General features: G+C 70.9%; 17 protein-coding genes and 2 pseudogenes. 8 read left to right on the forward strand and 11 right to left on the reverse strand.

The window, feature by feature from the left end; genetic code table 11:
• Positions 1 to 433: 433 nt before the first annotated feature.
• Complete coding sequence (locus AB0I77_RS38425; protein WP_363287437.1) at positions 434 to 1372, forward strand: cation diffusion facilitator family transporter; 939 nt, start codon at positions 434 to 436, stop codon at positions 1370 to 1372.
• A gap of 186 nt (positions 1373 to 1558) precedes the next feature.
• On the forward strand, positions 1559 to 2152 hold the full coding sequence (gene idi / locus AB0I77_RS38430) for an isopentenyl-diphosphate Delta-isomerase (RefSeq protein ID WP_363287438.1): 594 nt from the start codon (positions 1559 to 1561) through the stop codon (positions 2150 to 2152).
• A 6-nt stretch (positions 2153 to 2158) separates the two neighbouring features.
• On the opposite strand, the gene AB0I77_RS38435 is transcribed toward idi, so the two are convergent.
• Entirely contained in the window at positions 2159 to 2689 is a 531-nt protein-coding gene (locus AB0I77_RS38435) for an ATP-binding protein (RefSeq protein WP_363287502.1), read from the reverse strand.
• A 257-nt stretch (positions 2690 to 2946) separates the two neighbouring features.
• On the opposite strand from AB0I77_RS38435, the gene AB0I77_RS38440 reads away from it, so the two are divergent.
• Entirely contained in the window at positions 2947 to 3696 is a 750-nt protein-coding gene (locus tag AB0I77_RS38440) for an enoyl-CoA hydratase-related protein (RefSeq protein ID WP_363287439.1), read from the forward strand.
• Positions 3697 to 3869: 173 nt separating this feature from the next.
• Here AB0I77_RS38440 and AB0I77_RS38445 read toward each other — a convergent pair.
• Positions 3870 to 4173 (reverse strand): annotated as a pseudogene (locus tag AB0I77_RS38445) (DJ-1/PfpI family protein); the annotation flags it as partial.
• A 114-nt stretch (positions 4174 to 4287) separates the two neighbouring features.
• Here AB0I77_RS38445 and AB0I77_RS38450 point away from each other — a divergent pair.
• Both AB0I77_RS38450 and AB0I77_RS38455 read left to right on the forward strand, forming a co-directional pair.
• A complete protein-coding gene (locus tag AB0I77_RS38450; RefSeq protein WP_363287440.1) occupies positions 4288 to 5157 on the forward strand; it encodes a hypothetical protein in 870 nt (289 codons plus the stop codon).
• 108 nt (positions 5158 to 5265) lie between these two features.
• Positions 5266 to 5397 (forward strand): LPFR motif small protein, encoded by a 132-nt coding sequence (locus AB0I77_RS38455; RefSeq protein WP_363287441.1) that lies wholly within the window; start codon positions 5266 to 5268, stop codon positions 5395 to 5397.
• Between the two features lie 176 nt (positions 5398 to 5573).
• Here the strand turns inward: AB0I77_RS38455 and AB0I77_RS38460 are convergent, their stop codons facing one another.
• The 6 genes and pseudogenes from AB0I77_RS38460 to AB0I77_RS38485 all read right to left on the reverse strand — a co-directional run.
• Positions 5574 to 6854, reverse strand: a complete 1281-nt coding sequence (locus AB0I77_RS38460; RefSeq protein ID WP_363287442.1) for an MFS transporter — start codon at positions 6852 to 6854, stop codon at positions 5574 to 5576.
• The gene (locus tag AB0I77_RS38465) at positions 6851 to 7501 is read right to left on the reverse strand and encodes a hypothetical protein (RefSeq protein ID WP_363287443.1); all 651 of its coding nucleotides are present in this window, start codon (positions 7499 to 7501) and stop codon (positions 6851 to 6853) included. Before AB0I77_RS38465 ends, AB0I77_RS38460 begins: the two co-directional genes overlap by 4 nt.
• Positions 7498 to 8586, reverse strand: a complete 1089-nt coding sequence (locus AB0I77_RS38470; protein ID WP_363287444.1) for a hypothetical protein — start codon at positions 8584 to 8586, stop codon at positions 7498 to 7500. The genes AB0I77_RS38465 and AB0I77_RS38470 overlap by 4 nt, the downstream gene beginning before the upstream one ends.
• Positions 8583 to 9668 (reverse strand): SagB/ThcOx family dehydrogenase, encoded by a 1086-nt coding sequence (locus tag AB0I77_RS38475; RefSeq protein WP_363287445.1) that lies wholly within the window; start codon positions 9666 to 9668, stop codon positions 8583 to 8585. The genes AB0I77_RS38470 and AB0I77_RS38475 overlap by 4 nt, the downstream gene beginning before the upstream one ends.
• A 93-nt stretch (positions 9669 to 9761) precedes the next feature.
• The gene (locus tag AB0I77_RS38480) at positions 9762 to 9956 is read right to left on the reverse strand and encodes a hypothetical protein (RefSeq protein WP_363287446.1); all 195 of its coding nucleotides are present in this window, start codon (positions 9954 to 9956) and stop codon (positions 9762 to 9764) included.
• A 406-nt stretch (positions 9957 to 10362) separates the two neighbouring features.
• Positions 10363 to 10754 (reverse strand): annotated as a pseudogene (locus tag AB0I77_RS38485) (helix-turn-helix domain-containing protein); the annotation flags it as partial.
• A gap of 135 nt (positions 10755 to 10889) precedes the next feature.
• Here AB0I77_RS38485 and AB0I77_RS38490 point away from each other — a divergent pair.
• The gene (locus tag AB0I77_RS38490; protein WP_363287447.1) at positions 10890 to 13271 is read left to right on the forward strand and encodes a Tex family protein; all 2382 of its coding nucleotides are present in this window, start codon (positions 10890 to 10892) and stop codon (positions 13269 to 13271) included.
• A gap of 33 nt (positions 13272 to 13304) precedes the next feature.
• Here AB0I77_RS38490 and AB0I77_RS38495 read toward each other — a convergent pair whose 3' ends face one another.
• Positions 13305 to 14945, reverse strand: coding sequence for an ABC-F family ATP-binding cassette domain-containing protein (locus tag AB0I77_RS38495; protein WP_363287448.1), 1641 nt, complete (start codon positions 14943 to 14945; stop codon positions 13305 to 13307).
• 49 nt (positions 14946 to 14994) lie between these two features.
• Positions 14995 to 16014, reverse strand: coding sequence for an oxidoreductase (locus AB0I77_RS38500; protein ID WP_363287449.1), 1020 nt, complete (start codon positions 16012 to 16014; stop codon positions 14995 to 14997).
• Positions 16015 to 16079: 65 nt separating this feature from the next.
• Here AB0I77_RS38500 and AB0I77_RS38505 point away from each other — a divergent pair, with 65 nt between their 5' ends.
• Complete coding sequence (locus tag AB0I77_RS38505) at positions 16080 to 17045, forward strand: FAD-dependent oxidoreductase (RefSeq protein WP_363287450.1); 966 nt, start codon at positions 16080 to 16082, stop codon at positions 17043 to 17045.
• 35 nt (positions 17046 to 17080) lie between these two features.
• On the opposite strand, the gene AB0I77_RS38510 is transcribed toward AB0I77_RS38505, so the two are convergent.
• Positions 17081 to 17812 (reverse strand): alpha/beta hydrolase family protein, encoded by a 732-nt coding sequence (locus tag AB0I77_RS38510; protein ID WP_363287451.1) that lies wholly within the window; start codon positions 17810 to 17812, stop codon positions 17081 to 17083.
• A 135-nt stretch (positions 17813 to 17947) separates the two neighbouring features.
• Here AB0I77_RS38510 and AB0I77_RS38515 point away from each other — a divergent pair, with 135 nt between their 5' ends.
• Positions 17948 to 18865 (forward strand): helix-turn-helix transcriptional regulator, encoded by a 918-nt coding sequence (locus AB0I77_RS38515; RefSeq protein WP_363287452.1) that lies wholly within the window; start codon positions 17948 to 17950, stop codon positions 18863 to 18865.
• Positions 18866 to 18880: the final 15 nt, after the last annotated feature.

The following is an 18880-nucleotide window of genomic DNA, read 5'->3' on the forward strand; positions in this document are numbered from 1 at the left end:
ACGCGCGGGCGCCGGTCATGTGCATGGTGGGGGCGCCCTGTGGCGTGGCTTGGCTGCGCCAGGCGGGCGGCATGTCGGCAGAGGTTATCGGATACATGGAAGGCTGCGTTCACCGCCCGTTCATGGGCCGATCAGCACCGTCTCCACCGGTCTTTGCCACGATCATCATGTGCGATCCCGGGCCCCGCCCACAAACTTGCGCCCCCAGACCGGGCATTGGGGACATCGCGCGGGGGCGTCGGAGCCGGGGAACACGTCCTCGCGCCGGACGGCCTCCCGGTCGCCACCGATCGGCCACCGCTCACGCACCCACCCTGACCTGCATAACGTTTACGCAGGTCAGGGCACATGACAACGGTGTTCAGTGCCGCGTTGCCAGTACCCCCCACCCGTAGTTCACTGTGATCCGGGCGGACAACAGGAGGACGTTTTCATGGGGGCTGGGCACGATCACGGGCACGCGCACGGCGCACCGACCGGCGGTACCGCGACCGGGGCGTACCGCGGGAGGCTGCGGGTCGCTCTGTCGATCACGCTCACCGTGATGGTGATCGAGATCATCGGTGGCGTGGTCGCCGACTCGCTCGCGCTGGTGGCCGACGCGGCGCACATGGCGACGGACGCGCTGGGTCTGGGTATGGCGCTTCTCGCGATCCACTTCGCGAGCCGCCCGCCGACCGACCGGCGCACCTTCGGCTACGCCCGGGCGGAGATCCTCGCCGCCCTCGCCAACTGCCTGCTGCTGTTCGGGGTGGGCGGCTATGTCCTGTACGAGGCGATCCAGCGGTTCGTCACGCCGCCCGACACCGAGGGCGGCCTCACCGTCGTGTTCGGCCTGATCGGCCTGGTGGCGAACATGATCTCGCTCACGCTGCTGATGCGCGGGCAGAAGGACAGCCTGAACGTGCGCGGCGCGTTCCTGGAGGTGGCCGCGGACGCCCTGGGCTCGGTCGCGGTGCTGATCTCGGCGACGGTGATCCTGACCACCGGCTGGCAGGCCGCCGACCCGATCGCCTCCCTGGTCATCGCCGTGATGATCGTGCCGCGCACCTGGAAGCTGCTGCGCGAGACCCTGGACGTCCTGCTGGAGGCGGCGCCCAAGGGCGTCGACATGGCGCAGGTGCGCGCCCACATACTGGCCCTGGAGGGCGTCGAGGACGTCCACGACCTGCACGCCTGGACCATCACCTCCGGCATGCCGGTCCTGTCCGCGCATGTGGTCGTGCGCTCCGACGTCCTCAGCGCGATCGGCCACGAGAAGATGCTCCACGAGCTCCAGGGCTGCCTGGGCGACCACTTCGACGTGGGGCACTGCACCTTCCAGCTGGAGCCGAGCGGGCACGCGGAGCACGAGGCGCGGCTCTGTCACTGACACGGGCGCGCGGTCGCTGACGCGCGCCCCGCGCGGAATGCAGCGATCCGGCGCACGGTTGCGTCCTCATGCTCACAGCCCCGTTCCCGACGGTTCCGCGTCCGCCGCGCCGGGCACGATGAACAGCCGGGAGTGCCGGATTCGTGCGGCACACTTGGGGCGCGAAGACCGATGTGAAGGATGGGTATGCCGATCACACCTGCCACCGCGACGCACAGTCCGTCGAACGGCACCGCAGACGCGATCTTGCTGGAACTGGTCGATGAGAACGGTGTGACGATCGGCACCGCGGAGAAGCTCGCCGCGCATCAGCCGCCGGGGCAGTTGCACCGCGCCTTCTCCGTCTTCCTCTTCGACGAGCAGGGCCGGCTGCTGCTCCAGCAGCGCGCGCCGGGCAAGTACCACTCCCCCGGCGTCTGGTCCAACACCTGCTGCGGCCACCCCTACCCCGGCGAGGCCCCCTTCGCGGCGGCCGCCCGGCGGACGTACGAGGAGTTGGGTGTCTCCCCCTCGCTGCTCGCGGAGGCGGGCACGGTCCGCTACAACCACCCGGACCCGGCCTCGGGACTGGTCGAGCAGGAGTACAACCACCTCTTCGTCGGGATGGTGCAGTCCCCGCCGCGGCCGGACCCGGAGGAGGTCGGCGCGACGGCCTTCGTGACGCCCGCCGAGCTGGCCGAACGGCACGCGAAGGACACCTTCTCGTCCTGGTTCATGACCGTTCTGGACGCGTCCCGTCCCGCGGTCAGGGAACTGACGGGCCCGTCGGCCGGCTGGTGAACGGGCTTACGGAACCTGCGCGGGTTTGAGCGGCAGGACGGCCCAGATCACCTTGCCGCCGCTCGCCGTGTGCTCGACGTCGCAGACCCCGCCCGCCTCCCGGGTGATCTCCGTGACCAGAAGCAGTCCGCGGCCTCCGGTCCGGCCGTGGTCGGCCTCCAGGGCGGTCGGGCGGTAGGGGTGGTTGTCCTCCACGGACACCCGCACCCAGTCCGCGCCGACGGCGATCTCCACGGCGAGCGTCGGCGAAAGCAGCGCCGCGTGCCGTACGGCGTTCGTGACCAGCTCCGAGACGATCAGCAGCAGGCCCTGGGCCAGATCGTCCGAGATGGGCACCGCCTGGCGGTGCAGCAGATCCCGTACGGCGTGTCGCGCCTGCGGGACGGAGGCGTCCACGGCGGGAGCGGTGAAGCGCCACACGCCTTCGTACGGCAGCGGATCCGGCGGGCTGGGGTCGGAATCCGGCGGCCCCGGGTCGAGGGGCTCGTCCCTGCCGCCTGCTGGGCGTGGGCCGGACCCGCGCCCATGGTCTTCCATCGTCCGGTCGCCACCCTTGCGCTCGATTGTCGCCACGCATCGAGTGTTGGTAATCAGGCGCTCCATGCCGGAGAACTGAACAGAAGTCAGCGGGTATCGAGCGCTTCTGACCCGTTGGCGTATGACAGGGTCAGTTGTGGGACCGCTCCTGTCCCCCTCGCGCCGCCTTCACGAACTCTTCGGGTTGTACGGGTTTGGGGTGCGGCCTCCAGGGGCTCCTTGATCGGTCCTTCGGCCGGGGCGGATAGCATCCGGCCATGGAGCCGCAGCTGCTGCACGAGGTCGCCGACTCGGTCGCCACCGTCGTCATCCACCATCCGGCCAAGCGCAACGCCATGACGGCCGCGATGTGGCGGGCGCTGCCACCGCTGCTCGACACGCTGGCGGCCGATCCGAGTGTCCGGGCAGTGGTGCTGACCGGTGAGGGCGGCACGTTCTGCGCCGGGGCCGACATCTCCACGCTGCGGGAATCGCCCGAGGAGGCGCAGGGGCTCGCCGGGCGCGCCGAGGAGGCGCTGGCCGCCTTCCCCAAGCCGACGCTGGCGGCGATCCGCGGTCACTGTGTGGGCGGCGGGTCACAGCTCGCGGCGGCCTGCGATCTGCGGTTCGCCGAGGAGGGTTCGCTGTTCGGGGTGACTCCGGCGAAGCTCGGCATCGTGTACGCGGCCTCCTCCACCCGGCGGTTGGTGTCACTGGTCGGGCCCGCGACCGCCAAGTACCTATTGTTCTCCGGTGAGTTGATCGACGCGGAGCGGGCGCTGCGCACGGGTCTGGTGGACGAGGTGCTGCCCGAGGGCGAACTCGCCAAGCGGGTCACGGAGTTCACCCGGATCCTGGCCTCGCGCTCGGAGCTGACCCAGGCCGCGGCCAAGGAGTTCGCGAACGGGCGCACGGACCGGGACGCGTACTGGGCGCAACAGGCGCACGGCAGCGGCGACACCGCGGAGGGGGTCGCCGCTTTCCTGGAGCGCAGGCAGCCGCGCTTCACCTGGACTACGTCAGGATGAAACGGCTCTTGCCGCGCAACTCTTCGACGAGGGGCGCCGGGGCCTTGTGCGGGGAGCCGGTTCGGCCCCGAACCGCTTCATCCGGCGGCGGCGAGCAGCAGCGAGCCGGTGCACACGGACGGCGTCCAGGAGCGTTTCGTTCTCCACCGCCGGATCGCGCCGGTGCGGACGGAGACCAGGCGCCTTGCATGCGGGCCGTGCTCACGCAGCCAGGCCGTCAGGTGCGGGTCGAGGTGCCGGGTGCCCTGGCCGACCGGGACGAGGAGGGTGTGCGGGCCGGGCGCGTCGGCGAGGGAGTGGTCCGGTACGAGAGTCAGGCCGCTGGAGGTGCGCACGGGGCCCGTGCGGCGAGGCCGTACGGATGCGGCAGGAACCCGGGGTGTGGGGCTCGGACCCGGCGAAGACCTCCAGCGGGCCGGTGACATCGAGGCTCTGGACGCCGTCGAAGAGGACGACGAGGACGGTCCGCCGCGCCATGGGTCCGATTCTTGGCGAGCGAGGCGATGGCCGCAATGCCGAGTTCCCCACCTTTTCCGCCATCGGGCGGAGGACCGACCGAGCCAATACCGACTGGTCGGTAATGTACTGGTCATGACTTCTGCCGCCCTCGACGCCCGCGCGCACCGCCGCTGCCACAACGCGCTCAACTCCCTGCACTCGACGCACTACTTCTCGCCCGACCTGGGCCGGGAACTGGGCGCGCTCGGCGTCGCGCACCCCCGGGCCGTCAACTTCGCGGTGCGGGCGGCCGCGCTCGGGCCGGTCGGGGCCGGCACGGTGACGGCGACGTTCTACAAATACAAGCACGAGCTCGTGGCCCGGCACGTGCCCGCCGTGTGGGCGAGCGCCACGCCCGAGCAGATCCTGGTTGCACGCGCGCGTGCCGTCGACGCGACGCTGCGCCGCCTGCTGGGCGAGGAGACGGTCGCGTCCGCGGAGATGACCGAAGCCGCGCGCCTGGCCCTGCGCGCCGTCGAGGCCTGCTCGCGCAGTGCCCGGCCGCTGCACTCCGCCCACGCCGATCTGCCGGTCCCCGAAGAACCGCACCTGGCGTTCTGGCACGCCGCCACGCTGCTGCGCGAGCACCGGGGCGACGGACATCTCGCCGTGCTGATGGCGGCGGGGCTCGACGGTCTGGAGGCCATGGTGACCCATACGGCGACCGGCAAGGGCATGACGCCGAAGTGGGTGTTCACCACCCGCGGCTGGACCCAGGAGGACTGGGACGCCGCGGTCGGGCGGCTGCGGGAGCGCGGGCTGCTGGACGAGGCCGGTGAGCTGACGGAGCAGGGCCGCGCGCTGCGGGAGGAGATCGAGCGGGAGACGGACCGGCTGGACCGGGCCCCGTACGAGCACCTGGGTGCGGACGGCGTCACGCGCCTGACGGAGCTCGCCACGGTGTTCGTCCGCACCGCGCTCGGCGCCGGCGCCTTCCCGGCCGACCTGCTCGGCAAGCGCTGAGGGGCTGGGCGAGACAGCGCGGCCCGGTACTGCGGAGCATGTCGGGCCCTTGCCGAGGTACTCGGTCCTCGCCCGGTCGTGGTGGCCGGGAGAGGAAAGGTGAGACTCGTGTTCCGTGCGATCGCAGACGTACTGCGCCAGATCGGTGGGGCCGTCGCCACCGTCGTGACACTGCCCTTCCGGGCACTGGCCCGGCTCTTCGGCGGCGCCTCGGACTCGACCCGCAGTCGACGGGTCTGAAGCCGCGGAATCTCAGGCCGCAGGGGCTGATTCCGCTCTTTCCCGGTGTGGCTGGTCGAGATTGTTGTCACTCGATGACGGATCTGTGCTGATCGACCGCCCCGGCAAGGTCGTCGCCAAGGTTCCTGTCCGTTCCCCGCTGTTCGAGTGGCTTCCGGAGCGCGACGCGGTGCTTCTCAGCCCGATCCCGCCCGGAGTGGGTCGTGTGCGGCGTTCGGACCCCATCGCGCGCGCAGCCACAGGGTGATCGCTCCCGAGAGCAGCAGGGTGAGCACGCCACCGGTGAGCAGGGCTGTGCGCGTGCCCGCCCACTCGGCGAGGGCACCGATCAGGAGGGCGCCGACCGGGCCGCTGCCGTAGAAGACGGAGTTCTGCACGGCAAGCACTCGGCCCCGTACGTGGGGCTCCGACCGAAGTTGCAGAGCGACCGCGGACACCGTGGTGCAGAGCATGGAGGTGGCGCCGGCCGGGACGAGCAGCAGGGCGAAGGCGAGGTAGCCGGGAGCGAACGCGGTGATCGCCCCGGTCAGCCCCGTGCAGGCACCGAGGGCCACGACCGTCCCACCGCCCGGGTCGGGGAAGCGGGCGGTCAGCAGTGCGCCCAGCAGACAGCCCACGGTGACCATCGCGGGAAGCAGACCATACTCGGCGGGGCCGAGGCCGAAGATCTCCGTGGCCATGAGTGCGTTGGTCACTGTGAACTGCACGCCCACCGAGCCGACCACCGCGGACACGGCCACCACAGCCAGGAGGTGCCCGTTGGCCCGCACGGCTGTCAGGCCGGGCAGAAAGGCGCGCGACGCCGCACCGGCCGGGGTGCGTCGGGAGGGCACGCGGATGCGCAGCAGCACGGCCACGACGGCAAGGAAACTGAGCGAGTCGACGACGTACACCCAGCCGAGGCTCGCCCGCCCGATGAGCAGGCCGGCGAGCAGCGGCCCGGCGATCTGCCCGGTGTTGAACAGCGCCGTGTAGAGGCCGATCGCACGGGACAGCCGGGTCTCGCCGACGAGGTCGGCGAGGAGCCGCTGCCGGGCGGGGTGGGTCACGACGGTGACGAGTCCGGTCAGGAACGCCAGCAGGTACACATGCCAGGCCCGCACGGCACCGGAGAAGGCCAGCACCGCCGTGACCGCGGACAGCAGGGCCTGGACGCTCTGTGTGACGAGCATGACCCGCCGCCGGGGCAGCCGGTCGGCGAGCCAGCCGCCCCAGGCGCTGAAGAGCAGCATCGGCGCGAGCTGGAAGGTGGCCAGCAGCCCGAGCAACGACCCCTTCGCGCCGGTGGTTTCGAGGAGCAGCCAGGACTGCGCCACCTTCGCCATGGACGTGCCCAGGCTGGAGACCAGCTGGCCCACGGCGATGGACCGGAAGGCGCGGAGTCTCAGCGGCGCCAGGAAGCCCTCGTCGTTGGACCGGCCCGTCGGATGCACGTCGGAGTCGGCGCTCGACGTCACACGTCGTCCTCGGGGTCCAGCCACAGACGTCGGATGACACGCCGTCCGGTGAAGGCGTGACGGCGATGCAGCACGGTCCAGTTGTCGAGCAACAGACCGTAGCCTGCCCGGAGTTCGCCCACGGACACCGTGCTGTGCGCGGCGGCCGCGCTGATCGCGGCGTGGGCCTTCTCCAGGTCCCCGGCATCACCGGCCTCGGTCATCCGGTCCCGACGGTAGCGCAGCCGGCCCGGCGCAAGGCCGGCCACCGGTTCCAGGACCGGGGCCGTGAGCACGCCCTCGGCCGTGCGGAAACCGACGGGTGCCGTCAGCGGCCCGCTGTCCAGGCACTCGGCCGGCAGCAGGTCCAAGGCGCCCCCCGAGTCCGCCTCCTGGACCAGGATCACCATCCAGCGGGGCGGGACGGGCAGAAACGTGGCATCGGTGTGAAACCAGAAGTCACCTGGCTGTGCCGCGAGTTCGGTGCCGTCGCCCCGCATGCCGATGACCAGGTCCCGCTGGACGGCCAGCGGGGCACCGACCAGGGACTCGATCACGGTCGGCAGGCTCTCGCCGGCCGTCTCCCCGTCGTAGCGGAACGTCACGGCACCGGGTTCGCCCTGCCCCCCGGCCGAGGACCACAGGACCTCCCGCGCGACCCCGGTCATCGACCGTGCCCCAGCTTCACGTAGTACATGGCGTCGGCCTCGGTGCCCACGGAGTCCAGGCCCAGCAGGGCGCCGGCCCGGCTCTCGGAGATCGCGGGGGTCAGCCAGCCGACCAGCCCGAGCTGATAGCCGACCTGCAGCAGCTCCTGCGCGAACTCGCCCAGCTGGATGAGGAGGTTGAGGTAGGCGCGGGAGTGCCGGTACAGCCACTGGTAGCGGTTCCACTGGACCGTGATGAACAGGCTGACGCCTCCGCCGCCGATCCAGTTCTGCCCCTGTATGGTCCCGGCGATCTCAGTGACGGAGGGCTCCCGCCCGGTGAAGAGCAGTGCGTTGTCGAAGAAGTCGTACTGGTACACGCCGTTGGGGACGCCTTCGACGCCCTGAACGACCACGTAGAGGTGCAGCCAGGAGTAGAAGGAGTTGAGCAGGTAGTACGGGTCACCGCTCGCCTTGGAGTCCTCGGCGATGCGTACGTTGGCGGTCGCGTGGTGCAGCAGAGCGCCCAGTACCTCCTCGCCGACGGGCAGGTCGGAGAACTTCCGGACGCTGCGCCGGGCGAGCATCGAGTCGAGGCTGGGGGTGAGGGGAGTGTCCGGTGAGGGCAGCCGGTGCACCCGCAGCGGCTCGACCCGGAACCGCTGGGGGTAAAGCTCCGTGCCCTGAAATCCGGAGATCTGCTCCCGGCGGAACTGCGAGAGGCTGCTCAGGGTCCGTCCCTCGCCGACCGGTTCGACGTAGGGCAGATCCATCTGCGAGTACAGCAGATAGGCCGCCCGGGACCAACGCCGTTGCTCCCAGCGGAACATGTGAGCGGCTGTGCGCGCGTCGACCAGCAGTCCGGCCCGGACGGCCTCGTCCTCCTCCGCGGCCGTGTAGCCGGCGGCCTCGGCGCCTTGCCGGGTGCGCGGTTCGAGGTAGAAGTGCAGCAGCTCCCAGGCCCTGAGGCCCAGGGCGCGCAGCCGCGTCCGCTGGGACAGGCCCAGCGCGCAGACAGTGCCCTCGCGCTGCTCGTGCGCGAAGAACAGCGGCGAGGTGACCAGCTGAGTGTCGGTGCGGGGCGGTGTGGGTGCGGAGGTGGTCATACGAGGGTCCCGAGGAAGAGAGGGCTCATACGGTTGACGTCGATGCCGAGCAGCTCGGCGATCCCTGCGTCGTCGAACTTCTGGTACGTGTAGCCGCTGACTCCTAGCCGAGCGATCACGGTGCGGTAGGCCATGAGCGTGTGGCCGACGTCGATGAACGGCGCGCGAGCGGAACGGGCGTCGCGGTAGCGCCACATGGCGCGTTCCACCAGCGAGCAGAACACCAGCAGGCCGAAGGGCTCCTGGTGGTACTTGTCGAACAGGTCGAAGCTCGCCCGACGGAACGCGGCCGAGTGGTCGCCCGGGCGGACCACGTCGAGCCGGTGGTGCTCCACGTTGTAGTGGTGGACCCCGGGCGGGACGGGCGCTTTGGGGAAGGTCACCAAGAACGCCTCCGTGGGATGCCGGGCACCGCCGGAGGGAACGGCCTTGCGCAGGAAGTCGCCCTGGACGGCGAACGGGCGCCGGGCGCGCTCGCCGAACACGACGTCCATCAGCACGGACAGGCCCTCGACTCCGCGCTTCTGTTCAGCAGACAGCTCGGCCAGCAGGGCGTCCGCCGACTCGTCCGCACCGATCTTGCGCAGCTGCACCGACCGGTCGGCCGTGGGCAGCTCCATCGTGATCGCGGGCGGCGCGCTCTGCTGGACGTACTCCTCCATGCGCGCGTCGTCGAGGGAGAAGGCTCCTTCCTCGTCCATCTGGAGGAAGGGATAGTCCCGAGTGGAGGCGTGGTAGCGGTACGCCTCCCCCCAGCCGTACCGGCGCCAGGCGACGGCCTGTGCGGGCTCCTCGTCCGCGGTGAGGAGGACACCTTCGGCGGTCAGGACCTCGAACAGGTCCTCGGCTATGGGGACCAGGGCACGCTCCGCCCGCCAGCGGGCGACGATCTCGGTGCGGGAACCACGGTCCGGCAGCCTGCTGATCGCCAGGGCGACCCGGATGTCACGCAGGATCAACGGCGGCCGGGCGGAGTCGGTCTCAGCGACCAGGAGCCGCTCGCCGTTGATCACGGTCGGGTAGACAAGGAGGGTGGGGTCGGGGACGTAGGTCTGGGTGTCGGAAAGCAAGTTCGAGGTCACACCGGTTCCACTTCTCTTCAGGGACTCTGAGAGCCGGAGTCCGGCAGGCCGTGCCGGGGCCCGGTGAGGCACCCGGCACGGCTGCGGATCAGGTCAGGCGATGCCGTTCTCGCTGAAGGGCAGGGGGGAGTTGCCGTTCTGGATCAGCGCGGCACGCACCGCCGCCTCCGGCGCCCGCTCGACCAGCCCGATGCCGTTCTCGCTGAAGGGCAGGGGGGAGTTGCCGTTCTGGATCAGCGCGGCACGTACCGCCGCCTCCGGGGCCCGCTCGACCAGTTTCTCGGTCATGCTCTTCCTCTCTGTATGGATGGTGCCGGGTCACGGCGGCGACGGACGCCACCGCCGTGGGCCCTCCGCTCCGGCGGAGGGATTCTGTTGGATCACAGGGAAATCCCAGCGATCAAGAACCGAAATGCCACCGTGGATTTGCCGACGGAGGCATCCTTGAGGCCCGAAAACGAATAGCCGCCAAGGTAGGAAGAATTGCGAGATCCATCGTCGGTGAGGCATGCACGCAGAGGAACCTATAATCTTTCAGGGTTGCCCCACGGAACCCCATAAAATGCCTCTGAACTGCCCAAACGACTGCCGATCAGGAGCGTGGAGCAGCCGCTGTCCGAGTTCCCGAATTCGCGTCTTCAGGGCTCCGCGAACTTGCGCGCTTCCAGTGCCCCAGGGCGGTGCTGGGTGGCCACAGCCACTTCTTCACCGCCTCGGTCTTGTGCGTGGCGTAGTTGTCGAGCACCAGGTGCAAGTGCTGCGCTATGACCGACCCGGAGGCGATGTCAAGGGTCGCGAACAGACTGGTCGTGCCGTGGCGCACGTAGTCGTGCGTCATCTTCGCCGGCGTCGTCGGCGCCATGGGCAGCATCGGCCGTGGGCCATCGACCGCGTCGGCCAGTCGGAATCCCCCGACGGCGGCTTCTCGTCCAGGGTCTTGGTCACCAGGGCCTCGATCTGCTCGTCCGTGACCTTCCGCGGCGGCCCCGGACGCGGCCTGTCCGTCAGACCCTCCAGCCGGTCCCTGACGAAGCGGGCCCGCCACATGCGTACCGTCTCCCGCGAGATGCCCAGGTCATCCGCGACCTGCGAGATTCCTGACCGGCTCCAGACTGTCTCGCCCAGTCACACCCGGCCCGCCGGTTGCCGCCCTGAGCCCCGTTTGTCGGTGCCACCTGCCACAATTGCCGCGCAACCTCAGTGAGAAGGCGGTACGGGAACGTGACGACACCCCTCGTAGGGTCCATCGAAGGCAGGATCGCCGAGGAACTCGGCGTACGGGAGCGGCAGGTCAGGGCTGCCGTGGAACTGCTCGACGCCGGTTCTACGGTTCCCTTCATCGCCCGCTACCGCAAGGAAGCGACCGAGATGCTCGACGATGCGCAGCTGCGCACCCTCGAGGAGCGGCTGCGCTATCTGCGGGAGCTGGAGGAGCGGCGGACGGCGATCCTCGACTCGGTGCGTGAGCAGGGCAAGCTCACCGAGGAACTGGAGGCTCGGATCCGGGACGCGGAGACCAAGGCGCGCCTGGAGGACATCTACCTGCCGTACAAGCCCAAGCGGCGTACGAAGGCGCAGATCGCGCGCGAGGCCGGTCTGGAGCCGCTGGCTCAGGGGCTGCTCGGCGACCCGAGCGTGGATCCCCTCGCCGCGGCCGCCGCGTTCGTCGACGCGGACAAGGGGGTCGCCGATCCGCAGGCCGCGCTCGACGGCGCCCGGGCGATCCTCACCGAGCGGTTCTCGGAGGACGCCGACCTGATCGGCGAGCTGCGCGAGCGCATGTGGGTGCGCGGGCGGCTGGCCGCCAAGGTGCGCGAGGGCAAGGAGGAGGCGGGCGCCAAGTTCGCCGACTACTTCGACTTCACCGAGGCGTTCACCGATCTTCCCTCGCACCGGATCCTCGCGATGCTGCGCGGCGAGAAGGAGGAGGTCCTCGATCTCGTCCTGGAGCCGGAGGAGCCGGCTGAGTCCTCGTCGGTTCCTTCGTCGTACGAGGCGATCGTGGCGCACCGGTTCGGGATCGCCGACCGGGGCCGGCCGGGCGACAAGTGGCTTCAGGACACGGTCCGTTGGGCCTGGCGCACCCGCCTCCTGGTGCACCTCGGCATCGACATGCGGATGCGCCTGCGTACGGCCGCCGAGGACGAGGCGGTCAACGTCTTCGCGACGAACCTGCGGGACCTGCTGCTCGCGGCCCCGGCCGGCACGCGCGCGACGCTGGGGCTGGACCCCGGTTTCCGTACGGGGGTGAAGGTGGCCGTGGTCGACGCGACCGGCAAGGTCGTCGCCACGGACGTCATCTACCCGCACGTCCCGGCCAACAAGTGGGACGAGGCCCTGGCCAAGCTGGCCCGGCTGGCGAAGGAGCACGCGGTCGAGCTGATCTCGATCGGCAACGGCACGGCGTCCCGCGAGACCGACAAGCTCGCCGGTGAACTGATCACCAAGCACCCCGAGTTGAAGCTGACCAAGGTGATGGTGTCGGAGGCGGGCGCCTCCGTGTACTCGGCCTCCGCCTTCGCCTCGCAGGAGCTGCCCGACATGGACGTGTCGCTGCGCGGCGCCGTGTCGATCGCGCGCCGGCTCCAGGACCCGCTGGCCGAGCTGGTGAAGATCGACCCGAAGTCGATCGGCGTCGGCCAGTACCAGCACGACCTGTCCGAGGTGAAGCTGTCGCGTTCGCTGGACGCGGTGGTGGAGGACTGTGTGAACGGCGTCGGTGTCGACGTGAACACCGCGTCCGCGCCGCTGCTCTCCCGGGTCTCCGGCATCACCTCCGGCCTCGCCGAGAACATCGTGGCGCACCGCGACGCCAACGGCCCCTTCAAGTCGCGCACGCAGCTCAAGGGCGTGGCCCGGCTCGGCCCGAAGGCGTACGAGCAGTGTGCGGGCTTCCTGCGGATCCGCGCGGGCGACGACCCGCTCGACGCGTCCAGCGTGCACCCCGAGGCGTATCCGGTGGTCCGGCGGATGGTGAACACGGCCGGGCAGGAGGTCGGCTCGCTCATCGGCAACACCGGGGTGCTGCGCTCGCTGAAGCCGCAGGACTTCGTGGACGACACCTTCGGTCTGCCGACGGTGACGGACATCCTCAAGGAGCTGGAGAAGCCCGGGCGCGACCCGCGGCCCGCGTTCAAGACGGCCACCTTCAAGGAGGGCGTCGAGAAGATCTCCGACCTGGCGCCCGGGATGATCCTGGAGGGCGTGGTCACGAATGTGGCGGCCTTCGGGGCGTTCGTGGACGTCGGGGTGCACCAGGACGGTCTGGTGCACGTCTCCGCCATGTCGAAGACGTTCGTCAAGGACCCGCGGGACGTGGTGAAGTCCGGCGACATCGTCAAGGTGAAGGTGCTGGACGTCGACATCCCGCGCAAGCGGGTCTCGCTGACGCTGCGGCTGGACGACGAGGCGACCGAGCCGGAGCAGCGGCAGGGCGGGGGCGGGCGGCCCCAGCGTGGGGGACGTGCTCCTCAGCAGCGGCAGCAGCCACGCCAGGGGCGGCGTGACGGTGGAGGCTCGCGCCAGGCAGCACCGCCTCCCGCCAACAGCGCGATGGCCGATGCGCTGCGGCGGGCGGGGCTGGCGGATCCCAAGGGGCGCTGAGGCCCCGCGAGACGGCCGAGGTGACGGCAGCGCCTAGCGCTCCGTCACCTTGCCGTCCGTCACCTCGAAGCGGCGTGTCACATGGACCGCGTCCAGCATGCGCCGGTCGTGGGTGACCAGCAGGAGCGTGCCCTCGTAGGCGTCGAGGGCCGACTCCAGCTGCTCGATGGCCGGCAGGTCGAGGTGGTTGGTCGGCTCGTCGAGGACGAGCAGGTTGACGCCCTTGCCCTGGAGCAGGGCTAGGGCCGCCCTCGTGCGTTCGCCCGGGGAGAGGGTGGACGCCGGGCGCAGGACATGGTCCGCCTTCAGGCCGAACTTGGCGAGGAGGGTGCGGACCTCGGCCGGCTCGGTGTCCGGGACGGCCGCGCAGAACGCGTCCAGCAGCGCTTGTGAGCCGTGGAACAGCTTGCGGGCCTGGTCGACCTCGCCGACCAGGACGCCGGAGCCGAGGGCGGCGCTGCCCGCATCCAGCGGGACGCGGCCCAGCAGGGCGCCGAGGAGGGTCGACTTGCCCGAGCCGTTCGCTCCGGTCACCGCGACCCGGTCCGCCCAGTCGATCTGGAGGGTCACCGGGCCGAGGACGAAGCCGTCGCGCCATACCTCGGCGTCCCGGAGGGTCGCGACGACCGCGCCGGAGCGCGGGGCCGACGCGATCTCCATGCGCAGCTCCCACTCCTTGCGCGGTTCCTCGACGGTGTCGAGGCGTTCGATCATGCGCTGGGTCTGGCGGGCCTTCGCGGCCTGCTTCTCGCTGGCCTCGCTGCGGAACTTGCGGCCGATCTTGTCGTTGTCGTTGTTCGCCTTGCGGCGCGCGTTCTTCACGCCCTTGTCCATCCAGGAGCGCTGCATCTGGGCCCGGTCCTGGAGGGCGGCCTTCTTGTCGGCGTACTCCTCGTAGTCGCCGCGGGCATGCCGGCGGGCGACCTCCCGCTCTTCCAGGTAGGCCTCGTAGCCGCCGCCGTAGAGGGTGATCTGCTGCTGGGCCAGGTCGAGTTCGAGGACCTTGGTGACGGTGCGGGTGAGGAACTCGCGGTCGTGGCTGACGACGACCGTGCCGGCGCGCAGGCCGCTCACGAAGCGTTCGAGGCGCTCCAGGCCGTCCAGGTCGAGGTCGTTGGTCGGCTCGTCCAGCAGGAAGACGTCGTAGCGGGACAGGAGGAGGGAGGCGAGGCCGGCGCGTGCCGCCTGGCCGCCCGACAGGGAGGTCATCGGCTGGTCCAGGTCGACGGCCAGGCCCAGCGTGTCGGTGACCTCCTCCGCCCGCTCGTCGAGGTCGGCTCCGCCCAGGCCGAGCCATCGCTCCAGGCTGGTGGCGTACGCGTCGTCGGCGCCCGGTGCCCCGTCGACCAGCGCCTGCGTCGCCTCGTCCATCGTCCGCTGGGCCTCGGCGACGCCGGTGCGGCGGGCGAGGAAATCCCGGACGGTCTCGCCGGGCCGCCGCTCGGGCTCCTGCGGCAGATGGCCGACGGTCGCGCTCGGCGGGGACAGCCGCAGCTCGCCCTCCTCCGGGGCGGTGAGGCCGGCGAGCATCCTGAGCAGGGTGGACTTGCCCGCGCCGTTGGCTCCGACCAGTCCGATCACATCGCCGGGCGCGACGACGAGGTCGAGCCCGGTGAACAGGGAGCGGTCGGCGTGGCCGGCGGCGAGGTTCTTGGCGACGAGGGTGGCAGTCATCAGACCGCCGATGATAGTGGCCTTTCTCGGCGGTCCGCGTCCGGGTTTTTCAGTGCGCCATCGCCTCGACCAGCACACTCCCCGCCGTCCGCGCCACCACGAAGGACTCCCCCTTCACCGCCTTGGCGTCCAGGGCGATGCGGTGCCGGCCCGGTTCCAGGATGCCGTCGAAGAGCTCGTGGGTGTGGGTGCGGTAGAGGCGGTCGAGGCGGTACGCCGTGAGGCGGACCCGGCACGGCGAGGTGACTTCGATGCCCGCCTCGCCGTTCGCGGCGACCAGGTGGGTGAGACGGCGCTGTTCGAGCGGGCTGCGGTCCAGGGCGTGTTCGATCTGGGCGACGAGGAGCGGGACGATCGGGGCGAGACCGTCGACGTAGGCCACCTCGACGCCGGCGCGTTCGAAGGATCCGCGCACGGAGGCACGTTCCTCCTGGGTGATCGCGCGGCCGAAGGCGACGGCGCCGTAGGCGCGCAGTTCCTCGGCGGGGACGTCCCGCGCGTCATGGGTGATGTCGGCGCCGATGCCGATGGTGCGCAGCGCGGCGGCGAGCTTGGCCAGGACGGCGACGCGGGCGCCGATCAGCAGGACGCGGCGGCGCGTGCCGACGGAGCCGTCCAGCAGGGAGGCCAGGGCTTGCCGGTACGCGCCGCCCTGGAAACGGAAGGGCCCGATGCCGTGGTAGCCGTTGAGCTCCAGGTCGGCGTGTTCGTCGGTCTGCCAGGCGAAGTCCCGCCAGATGAAGTCGTCGCCGTCGCGGTCGATCACCGCGGTGACGGCGCCGCAGCCCAGGTCCTCGCACTCGGGGCAGCCGTAGATGACGTAGCGGCCGCCGGGCAGCGGCGCCGGCGTCTCCCGGAGCAGGCTGCGGACCTGGGCGGTGAAGATCGCGGGCGGGACGTCGGAGGCGAGCGGGGAGACGGCGTCGAGGTCGGAGAGCTGGAAGAGGAGCGGGCGGCCGTCGACGACGAAGTCCACGAAGTCCCGGTGTACCTGGTAGTCACCGTTGGCGAGGACTCCACCGGCACGCATCGCCGGTGCCAGGCCGAAGGTCGCGTATGCGGCAGACATGCTGTGAGTATCCCCAGCGCGGGGACGATTGAGCACGGCATGGCACATTCCGCTACGGTCCCCGCGTGGAGAGTGAACGCAAGGACGCCGTCGTCGTGGTCGGCGGCGGTGTCATCGGACTGACGACGGCCGTCGTGCTCGCCGAGCGGGGCAGGCGGGTGCGGGTGTGGACGCGGGATCCGGCCGAGCGGACCACCTCGGCGGTTGCCGGGGCGCTGTGGTGGCCGTACGCGATCGAGCCGGCCGCGCTCGCGCGCGGGTGGGCGCTGCGGTCACTGGACCTCTACGAGGAGTTGGCGGCACGGCCCGAACTGACCGGCGTACGCCTGGTCGAGGGGGTGATGGGCGAGGCGGATCCGGACGGGGCTGAGGCGTGGGCTCGGGCCCGGGTGCCGGGGCTGCGGGCGTCGACGGACGCGGAGTACACCGGGACGGGGATGTGGGCCCGGCTGCCGCTCATCGACATGTCGACTCATCTGCCGTGGCTGCGGGAACGGTTCCTCGCGGCGGGCGGTTCGATCGAGACGCGTACGGTCTCGGACCTGAGCGAAGTCGAAGCGCCGGTCGTGGTCAACTGCACCGGCCTCGGCGCCCGCGCACTCGTACCGGATCCCTCCGTGCGGCCCGTGCGCGGGCAGCTGGTCGTCGTGGAGAACCCCGGCATCCGCACCTGGCTGGTCTCCGAGACCTCCGGGGAGACGTCGTACTTCTTCCCGCAGCCCGGCCGGCTCCTGCTCGGCGGCACGGCGGACGAGGACGACTGGTCACTGGAGCCGGATCCGGCCGTGGCGGAGGCGATCGTACGGCGGTGTGCCGCATTGCGGCCCGAGATCGCCGGGGCGCGGGTGCTGGAGCACCGGGTGGGGCTCAGGCCCGCCCGGGACGCGGTCCGGCTGGAGCGGGAACTCCTCGCTGACGGGCGGGTGTTGGTGCACAACTACGGTCACGGCGGGGCGGGGGTGACGGTGGCCTGGGGGTGCGCGGAGGAGGCGGCCGGGCTCGTCTCCGGCGACGTGCCGCCCGGCGGGTGAGCGCAGTGCGGGGCGGTGGCCCCGCACTGCTTCGGTCAGCCGAGGCCGAGCTTGAGCAGGAGTTCGGTGAGCTCGACCGGCATGGTGATCATGCAGTCGTGGCCGGTCGCCAATTCCCACACCTGCGCTGGGCTGCCGTTGGGCTGTATCGCGGGGACGGGTCGCCGGGGAAAACGTTCCTGCCCGCCGGCAACGCAGTGGATGTGCGTCCGCGGGATGGTGTTCACGGCCGGGTTGTCCAGTCGGACCGGTTGCTGGAGGCAGCGCACCGACTGGTCCGACAGCATCGCGCGCAGCCAGGCGGCGTCCGCCGGGTCGGTGACCCCGAACAGACCCGGGGCCCCGGGTATCTCGAGGGGCGGCGGAACCCGCCAGCCGATGTCGGACTTCGCGGCGAGGTCGATCAGGACCTGGGTCGCGGGGAGGACATCGGCCGCGCTCTCGCCGTCCTGAGGGACCATCGCGTCGAGGTAGACCAGATGTGCGATCCGGTCCGGGACCTGGTGGGCCGCGGACGAGATGACCAGCCCGGCGTAGCTGTGTCCCACGAGGATCACCTCGGTGAGGTCCTCCTCGGTGATCAGCCCGACGATGTCGTCGACGTGTGTGTCGAGCCCCACCTCGCGGCTGAGCAGATGCGCCTTGTCGCCGTGGCCGGTCAGCGACGGCGCGAGGACCCGATGTCCGGCCGACTCCAGTAACGGGACCACCCGCTCCCAGCACTGTCCGCTGTGCCAGGCACCGTGTACCAGCAGATACGTCGACATGGTTTCGCTCCTTTGCGTCGGGTCGGTGGACCGCTGAGCACGCTGCCATCCGGATTCCGGCCGAGCCAGGGTCCCCGCGATCCTGGGGGTGACAGGACCAGGCACGCGCGCGGCCGCGGAAATTACAGTGCGGAGATGACCCACGAACCGAATCCGCTGGGCGAGTTCGTGCGCGCCCGCCGTGAGCTCGTCACCCCTGAACAGGTCGGGATCCCCGCTGTGGGGGTACGGCGCGTGCCGGGTCTGCGCCGGGAAGAGGTCGCGATGCTCGCGGGCATCAGCGCCGACTACTACCTGCGCCTGGAACAGGGCCGCGACCGCAACCCCTCGGTGCAGGTCCTCGAGGCCATCGCCCGGGTGCTGCGGCTCGACGACGACGCGACAGCGCACCTGCTGCGCCTCGGCGCCCCCAGACCCCGACGGCACCGGCGCCGACGCCCGAAGGAGACCGTCCCTTCGGGCATCGCCCAGCTCGTCGCCACGCTCCCGCTCCCCGCGTTGGTCGAGGGCCGCTACCTCGACGTCCTCGCCGCCAACGCCTTGGCGACCGCTCTGTCGCCACGCCTGGTGGCGGGAGCCAACCGCCTGCGGGATCTGTTCCTCGACCCCGCCGAGCAGGCCCTCCACCCGGACTGGGAGGACGCCGCCGTCAGCATGGTCGCCGGCTTCCGCGAGTCCGTCGGCACCGACACGGACGACCCCCGATTCATCGAGCTCGTGGGCGAACTCGCCCTCGCCAGCCCCCGGTTCAGTCAGCTCTGGGCCCGCCACGACGTGGACGCGTGCGAAGGCAGGCCCAAGTACATCGACCACCCGCAGGTCGGTGGCCTGCGGCTGAACCGGGAGAGGCTGGGCATCAGCGGCACGGCAGGCCAGGCGCTCGTCGTCTTCCACCCGGACCCCGGCACGGACAGCGCCGACAAACTGGCACTCCTCGCCTCCGCCACGCAGAAACCGGCCGCGCATCGAGGCACAGCCGCCGACGGACAGGCACGAGCGGATGCCAACCGCGGTGAGTCTGTCCGCCGGCCGGTGGACGACGACGATCGATAGCCGCATCGACAGGCG

The organism is Streptomyces sp. NPDC050619 (assembly GCF_040654815.1).
Classification (GTDB): Bacteria; Actinomycetota; Actinomycetes; order Streptomycetales; family Streptomycetaceae; genus Streptomyces.